The organism is Granulicatella sp. 20925_1_28, from assembly GCF_041433575.1.
Taxonomy (GTDB): domain Bacteria; phylum Bacillota; class Bacilli; order Lactobacillales; family Aerococcaceae; genus Granulicatella.
In genome coordinates this window covers 1-7,475 of sequence record NZ_JAPWBS010000024.1, presented here as the reverse complement: position 1 = coordinate 7,475, position 7,475 = coordinate 1, and the positions used below count along the sequence as shown (strand labels likewise).

The 7,475-nt window shown below is 40.3% G+C and carries 7 protein-coding genes; all 7 read left to right on the top strand.

Annotated features, from left to right (window positions below):
• Window positions 1-166: LPXTG cell wall anchor domain-containing protein (locus tag O3793_RS08720; protein ID WP_371446925.1), on the top strand; the 166-nt coding region annotated here is incomplete at its 5' end.
• Window positions 167-264: 98 nt separating this feature from the next.
• On the top strand, window positions 265-1,929 hold the full coding sequence (locus tag O3793_RS08715) for a formate--tetrahydrofolate ligase (protein WP_371446923.1): 1,665 nt from the start codon (window positions 265-267) through the stop codon (window positions 1,927-1,929).
• A 20-nt stretch (window positions 1,930-1,949) separates the two neighbouring features.
• The gene (locus O3793_RS08710; RefSeq protein WP_371446921.1) at window positions 1,950-3,839 is read left to right on the top strand and encodes an ABC-F family ATP-binding cassette domain-containing protein; all 1,890 of its coding nucleotides are present in this window, start codon (window positions 1,950-1,952) and stop codon (window positions 3,837-3,839) included.
• A 14-nt stretch (window positions 3,840-3,853) separates the two neighbouring features.
• Complete coding sequence (locus O3793_RS08705) at window positions 3,854-4,801, top strand: thymidylate synthase (RefSeq protein WP_371446919.1); 948 nt, start codon at window positions 3,854-3,856, stop codon at window positions 4,799-4,801.
• Between the two features lie 15 nt (window positions 4,802-4,816).
• Window positions 4,817-5,314 (top strand): dihydrofolate reductase, encoded by a 498-nt coding sequence (locus tag O3793_RS08700; protein WP_371446917.1) that lies wholly within the window; start codon window positions 4,817-4,819, stop codon window positions 5,312-5,314.
• Window positions 5,311-5,967: a uracil-DNA glycosylase gene (gene ung, locus O3793_RS08695; RefSeq protein WP_371446915.1), complete on the top strand. Its 657-nt coding sequence runs from the start codon at window positions 5,311-5,313 to the stop codon at window positions 5,965-5,967. The genes O3793_RS08700 and ung overlap by 4 nt, the downstream gene beginning before the upstream one ends.
• Before the next feature lie 91 nt (window positions 5,968-6,058).
• Window positions 6,059-7,475: prealbumin-like fold domain-containing protein (locus tag O3793_RS08690; RefSeq protein ID WP_371446913.1), on the top strand; the 1,417-nt coding region annotated here is incomplete at its 3' end.

The following is a 7,475-nucleotide window of genomic DNA, read 5'->3' as shown; positions in this document are numbered from 1 at the left end:
AGAAACAACAGCAGAAACAACAGTAGAAACAACAACTAGTACGCCAGAAGAACCAAAACAAGAAGAATTACCAAATACAGGAGCTACGGCTTCTCTAACTGGTGCAGCAATTGCAGCAATGTTAACAGGTTTTGGAGTATTAGGATTCAAGAAAAAAGAAGACTAAAATCATAAGAGATGAATGAGGATGTATTGCATCCTCATTCTTTTTTTGCTTCAAATTATGGTATAATAAAACGAATATGCATCAAGCGAGGTGGCCTCATGAAAACAGATATTAAAATTGCACAAGAAAACCAAATGCAACCCATCACGGTGATTGCCGAAAAGCTTTATTTAACACCTGATGAAGTGGAACCCTATGGAAAATACAAAGCCAAGATTGATAAGACTGATATTCATAACCCAGAGAATTTTGGGAAACTCATTTTAGTGACATCGATGAATCCAACTCCTGCTGGAGAAGGAAAGTCTACAGTAACAGTTGGGCTTGGGGACGCACTAACGGCTATTGGAAAGAAAACAGCCATTGCACTTCGTGAACCCTCTCTAGGACCAACGCTTGGGCTCAAAGGAGGAGCTACAGGTGGAGGTTATGCACAAGTTGTTCCGATGGAAGAAATCAATTTGCATTTCACAGGGGACATGCATGCCCTAACGACAGCAACAAATCTGTTATCCGCCATCATCGATAATCATATTCATCAAGGAAATGAATTAGAAATCGATCCTAACCGCATTATTTGGAAGCGAGCCGTGGACTTAAATGACCGAGCGTTGCGAGAAATTGAAATCGGACTGGGAGGTCCAGTGAATGGAACACCGCGTAAAGACGGTTTTGATATTACGGTCGCAACCGAAATGATGGCGATTCTTTGCCTGGCGAGTGATTTAAGCGACTTGCAACGACGCGTTTCAAATATTCTCGTGGCGTATACAAAGTCAGGAGAACCTGTTACCGTGTTTGATTTAGGTGCGGAAGGTGCAATTACTGCGCTGCTTAAAGAGGCGATGAAGCCTAACCTTGTGCAGACATTGGAAGAAACACCAGCCATTGTTCATGGAGGACCATTTGCTAATATCGCGCACGGCTGTAATAGTGTCGTGGCGACGAGAATGGCATTGACGCTTGCAGACTATGTAGTGACCGAAGCGGGATTCGGGGCTGACCTTGGTGCACAGAAGTTCCTCGATATTAAAGTTCCTGTTCTTGGAAAACATCCAGATGCTGTGGTGCTTGTCGCAACGATTCGTTCGACGAAAATGCATGGTGGCGTTGCGCTTGATGAACTCGCACTTGGTGAGAATCTCGAGGCGGTTCGTGAAGGTTTCAAAAATGTACGAAAACATATCGAAAACGTACAAGCTTATGGCTTACCAGTTGTTGTAGCCTTAAATGAATTTTTAACAGATACAAAAGATGAACAAGCCCTCTTTATGGAATTATGCTGTGAGATGGGTGTTGATTGTGTTCTTACGAGTGTGTGGGAACATGGAAGCAGGGGCGGTATCGCACTAGCAGAGAAAGTCGTAGAATTATGTGAGAACAACACTACTTTCCAACCAACTTACGATATGAGTGCGACAATCCAAGAAAAAGTAGAGACGATTGCGAAGAACGTTTATGGTGCTAAAAACGTTCATTATTCAGACGAAGCCCTTACACAATTGAAGGAATTCGAAAATCTGGGATGGAACCATCTGAATGTGTGTATTGCCAAAACACCATACTCATTCTCGGATAATGCAAAATTAAAAGGACGACCAACCGATTTCGATACTACGATTCGTTCTTTCGTCCCTAAGCTTGGTGCTGGATTTATTGTCGCATTAACGGGAACAGTTTTAACAATGCCGGGACTTCCTAAAATTCCGGCAGCACTTGGAATTAGTGTTGATGACAATGGGAAAATTCAAGGGTTATATTAAGAGACTTGAAAGGAGTTTGCATGAAAGATTTTAGAGTCGATCATTTAAAAAAATCTTATGGTGCGAAATCATTATTAGAAGACGTATCCTTTATTATTAACGAAGGAGAACACGTTGGTTTAATCGGTCAAAATGGGACTGGGAAGAGTACATTATTATCCATTCTTGCAGGAGTTGATTTTGCTGAATCAGGAGACATCACAACGTCTAACGATTACAGAATTGGATATTTATCTCAGCAACCAGAATTGGATGATGAAGATTCGATTTTTGAGGCCTTGTATAAAGGCGACCATCCAACATTAAAAGTCGTTCATGACTTTGAAGAAGTGGTGGAACAATTACGAGAAAATCCAACGTCAGAAAGCCTTACAAAACGATACAGTGTCTTAGAGCAAAAGATGAATGAAATCGATGGATGGCAAGTGGAAGTTCAAATCAAGACTATTCTCCAAAAGATGGGACTAACGGATATCCAGAAAGAAGTGGGCACACTCTCTGGTGGTCAGAAGAAACGTGTGGGACTTGCAAAAGTATTGATGGAAGAACCGGATTTACTATTGCTCGATGAACCAACGAACCACTTAGACTTAGAAGCCATCGAATGGTTAGAAGGATATTTAGCCAATTACAAAGGTGCGATGATGCTCGTGACTCACGACCGTTACTTCTTAGAACGTGCGGTGACGCATATGTTTGAACTCGTGAACGGTAGAATCGAAGCGTATGAAGGGAATTATGAATCGTACTTAGAGCAACGAAGCCAACGAGAACAAATCGCAGCACGTATGAGTCAAAAGCAAAAACGATTGTACTTGAGTGAACTAGAATGGATGCGTCAAGGAGCACAGGCTCGTTCAACGAAGCAACAGGCTCGAATTCATCGTTTTGAAGCATTAGAAAAAGATGTGAAGCAAACTACTTCAAAAGAGAAACTAGTGATGGAGTTTGATCAAGCTCGTATTGGAAAACGTGTCTTCCAATTAGAAGATGCCAGCCTTTCAATCAATGGGCAGTCCATTGTGAAGAATCTAGATTGGATTATTCAAAGTCAAGCCCGTGTCGGGATTGCTGGGGTGAATGGTGTTGGAAAATCTACTTTTCTAAACGCTATTGCTGGACAGATTCCATTTGATAGTGGGCAATTTGTTGTCGGCGAGACCGTTCGAATCGCGTACTATAAACAACAAGATGAAGATATTCCAATGGATAAACAGCTAATCCAATATTTACGAGAAGAAGCGGAAGAGATTAAACGTGAAAACGGAGAAGTAGCATCGATTTCAGAATTACTCGAGACCTTCTTATTCCCAAGACATTTACATGGAGCGTATATCCATACCTTGTCTGGGGGAGAGAGAAGACGACTCTACTTACTTCGCTTATTAATGACAAAACCAAATGTGTTATTATTAGACGAACCAACGAACGACTTGGATATCGATACATTAACCGTACTCGAAGACTTCTTAGAGTCATTTAATGGGGCGGTTCTTATCGTATCGCATGACCGTTACTTCCTAGATAAGACGGTCGACCAATTATTTGTCATCCGAGGCGAAGGGCAAACAGAACTCTTCTACGGATCGATGAGTGAGTATTTAGAACAAGAAAAGACACTGGCAAAAGTTTTGGTGGAAGCTCCTAAGGTGGAAGAGCCAAAAGTGGAGGCACCAAAAGTAGCTCCGGCGAAGAAGATGACGTATCAAGAGAAGAAGGAATGGGAGACGATTGAAGGCACCATTCAAGAACTCGAAGAAAAACTAGAATTCTTGCAAGAGGAAATGAGTGTACATGCACAAGATTTTGCCAAACTACAAGAATTACAAGAGGAATTAGACAAGACGGAAGAAGCGGCAAGTAAAGCTTACGAACGTTGGGAATATTTAGCAGAATTAGCAGGGAATTAAAGAAAGGAACAGATATGACGAAACAATATAAAGACTTACTAAGAAAGATTTTAGAAGAAGGAACCACAAAAACGGACCGTACTGGTACAGGTACAAAAAGTGTGTTTGGCTACCAAATGCGTTTTGACTTGCAAAAAGGATTTCCTCTTTTAACAACAAAACGTGTGGCGTTCGGTTTAATTAAGAGCGAGTTGTTATGGTTCTTACACGGAGATACAAATATCAAATACTTATTAGAACATAACAATCACATCTGGGATGAATGGGCTTTTGAGCGTTATGTTTCTTCTCCAAAATATACTGGTCCTGATATGACAGACTTTGGACGTCGCTGCTTAGAAGACGAAGCGTTTAACGAAGTATACCAAGAAGTGAAGAAAGACTTCTGTGAAAAAATCTTAACGGATGATGCGTTTGCGGCTGAATTCGGTGAACTTGGTAATATTTATGGTTCCCAATGGCGTCACTGGAAAACCACAAAGGGTGAAACGATTGACCAAATCGCAGACTTACTTAACTTATTGAAGAATTCTCCAGATTCACGTCGTATGATTGTATCCGCATGGAATCCAGAAGATGTGCCTAGCATGGCGCTTCCTCCATGCCACACAATGTTCCAATTCTATGTGGCTGATGGTAAATTAAGCTGCCAATTATACCAACGTAGTGCGGATGTGTTCCTAGGAGTGCCGTTCAATATTGCAAGTTACGCTTTATTAACACATTTAATCGCAAATGAAGTTGGTTTAGAAGTTGGCGAATTCGTTCATACATTAGGCGATGCGCACATCTACTTAAACCATATGGAACAAGTAGAGACGCAATTAGCGCGTGAAGAAAGAGAATTACCAACACTTGTATTAAAACATCCTGAAAAATCAATGTTTGAAATCGATGTTGATGATGTGATTGTAGAAGGATATAATCCACATCCAACGATTAAAGCACCGATTGCCGTGTAATACTGGAGGAAACAGATGTTAATTTATATTTGGGCTCAAGATGAACAAGGACTTGTTGGAAAAGACAATACGCTTCCATGGCGATTACCAAATGATTGGAAATTCTTTAAAGAAGTAACGATGGGACAAACCATTCTCATGGGACGTAAAACGTTCGAGGGGATGGGGAGTCGCTTGCTTCCAGGGCGTCAAACCATTCTTCTTACAAGAAGTGACGATTATGAAGTGCCAGGCGCTGAAGTCGTGACCGAAATCGATGATATTATCGAAGATGCCAAACACGAGGACATTTATGTGTGTGGTGGTGCCGAAGTCTATCGTCTTTTAAAAGACCATGTAGAACTGCTTTATTGCACAAGAATCCATCATACATTTGAAGGGGATACGTATTTTCCAACCGATTTTCCGTGGGGCGATTTTATTAAAGTAAAATCACTCGAAGGAGAAGTGGATGAGAAAAATGTCTATCCGCATACGTTTGAAATCTACGAGAGAAAAGAGGAAACTCTATGACAACATGGCATGATGTCATTGGAGGGGAGAAGGAAAAAGAGTATTTCCATGCAGTACGTTCATTTGAACAGAGCGAGCGAAATCATCATAAAGTGTTTCCAGCTGCAGAGAATGTCTTTAAGGCCTTGGAACTGACACCCTTTGATAACGTGAAAGTGGTTATTCTTGGTCAAGATCCATATCATGGTGATAACCAAGCACATGGCCTTAGTTTCTCTGTGCAAAAAGGAATCGCCTTGCCACCTTCATTACTGAATATTTATAAGGAACTTGAAAGCGACCTTGGCATTCCTGTTGCAAAGAGTGGAGATTTAACCGCTTGGGCAAAACAAGGAGTGTTGCTTTTGAACACGGTATTAACGGTTCGTGCACACGAGGCGAATAGCCATCGTGGTCAAGGGTGGGAAACTTTTACCGATGCAGTCATTACTTCTCTTAATCAAAGTGACCATCCAATCGTCTTTGTATTGTGGGGGAAACCAGCACAATCGAAAGAGAAGCTGATTACCAATCCGAATCATTTGATTTTGAAGGCACCACATCCAAGTCCGTTGTCATCTTACCGCGGATTTTTTGGAAGTAAACCATTTAGTCAAATTAATGATTTTTTAGAAAAAACAGGTCAAACGCCAATCGATTGGCGCGTAGAGTAAGTGGAAATTATTCCACTTGCTCTATTTTTTTGCCTTTAGTATGAAGTTTGTGGTACGATAGTGAAAACGGTTAAAAGAAAGAAGGGTTTTTATGAAGAAAAAGAGTAAATGGTTTGGTTTATTCGCAACTTTATTGGTGATTTTATCATTGGTGTTTTTAGGAAACACTTCAGCAAAAGCAGCTGAAGGAAAAGAGCTTCAAAACGTAATTTCAGGATTAGAACTTCTTGATCAATCGGATACAAAATTAAGTCCAGATGCAAATGGAGTCTATCAAATCCTTACAAATAGAGCATATAAATTAAGAGCGCTATTCGACTTAGAGCATTACAATGGAGATATTCAAAATGGTGATTTCTTTAAATTAGAGGTTCCGGCTGAGATTACTTTCTATGATAATCATGACGTGGAATTAGTTGATTTAGCAACGAATGTACCAATTGCGGATGCACATTTTGAAGGCCATGGAGATAACCAAGGTGGGACGATTACAGTCACACTGAAGAACCTTGACCAATATTTAGCAGCAAAAGGTGCGGATACAGTCAAAGAGGTCAAAGGAACTTTGGCGCTAAACTTCTTATATAAGAAGAATGTTTCGAACCAACCCGTAACATTTGATTCACCTTCAATGAAGACAACAATTACGCAAACGCATAATGTCCAAACTCTTTCAAATGAAACAGATCCAATTGGTAAAGAAAACTTTGCAAAAATTGGTGGGCAAGCAGCAAATAAAGCATGGACATCAGCAAAATTAGAAGCTGCAGGTTCAAAAGGTTCTGGCCAATACGTTTCAGAATGGAAAGTACGTGTAAACACGAGTGGAGATAACTTAGGGGAAAACTTAGTATTAACTGATACATTGCCAAGTGACCCATCTACTGCTTCGATTCAATATATTCCTGAATCATTAGTCGTGTACAATGCACCTTCAATGAACGAAACAACATCTGGTAAAGAATCGGATTTCGTACAATTAGTAGAAGGAACTGACTACACAGTAAACTGGAATGAAAACTATACGAACTTTACAATCACATTCAAAGATGGAACTAAAAAATACTATGTCACTTATGACACAACAACTCCAAATGATGGAAGTAAAGTTCAAAATATGGTTTCTGTAGCAAAAGCAGACGGTACACCTGTCACTCGTCGTACAAATACGACTGAAACAACATTCACAGCAAGTGCAACTTCACTCTTCTCAGGTACAATCGAAGCAACGAGTGCTTACACAGTTAAAGTGAGCAAAGTAGACGAGAAAACATTGAATCCTGTTCAAAGTGCTGTATATGTCATTACAGATCCAGATGGAAATACAGTTGAAGTGACTACTGACGAAGAAGGTCATGCTGTTTCTCCACAATTCGATGAAAAATATGCTGGTAAAGAATTCAAGATTAAAGAGAAAACTGCTCCAGAAGGTTACGAATTAGATGAAACTGAATATACAGTAACTCTTGGTAAAGATGGAAGCATCTTACATGTGAAAGATACTCCTA

Bases quoted from the DNA above. Each gene is read 5' to 3' on its own strand.
- O3793_RS08710 (WP_371446921.1), top strand. From the start codon at position 1,950: ATGAAAGATTTTAGAGTCGATCATTTAAAAAAATCTTATGGTGCGAAA.
- O3793_RS08715 (WP_371446923.1), top strand. From the start codon at position 265: ATGAAAACAGATATTAAAATTGCACAAGAAAACCAAATGCAACCCATC.
- O3793_RS08705 (WP_371446919.1), top strand. From the start codon at position 3,854: ATGACGAAACAATATAAAGACTTACTAAGAAAGATTTTAGAAGAAGGA.
- O3793_RS08700 (WP_371446917.1), top strand. From the start codon at position 4,817: ATGTTAATTTATATTTGGGCTCAAGATGAACAAGGACTTGTTGGAAAA.
- ung (WP_371446915.1), top strand. From the start codon at position 5,311: ATGACAACATGGCATGATGTCATTGGAGGGGAGAAGGAAAAAGAGTAT.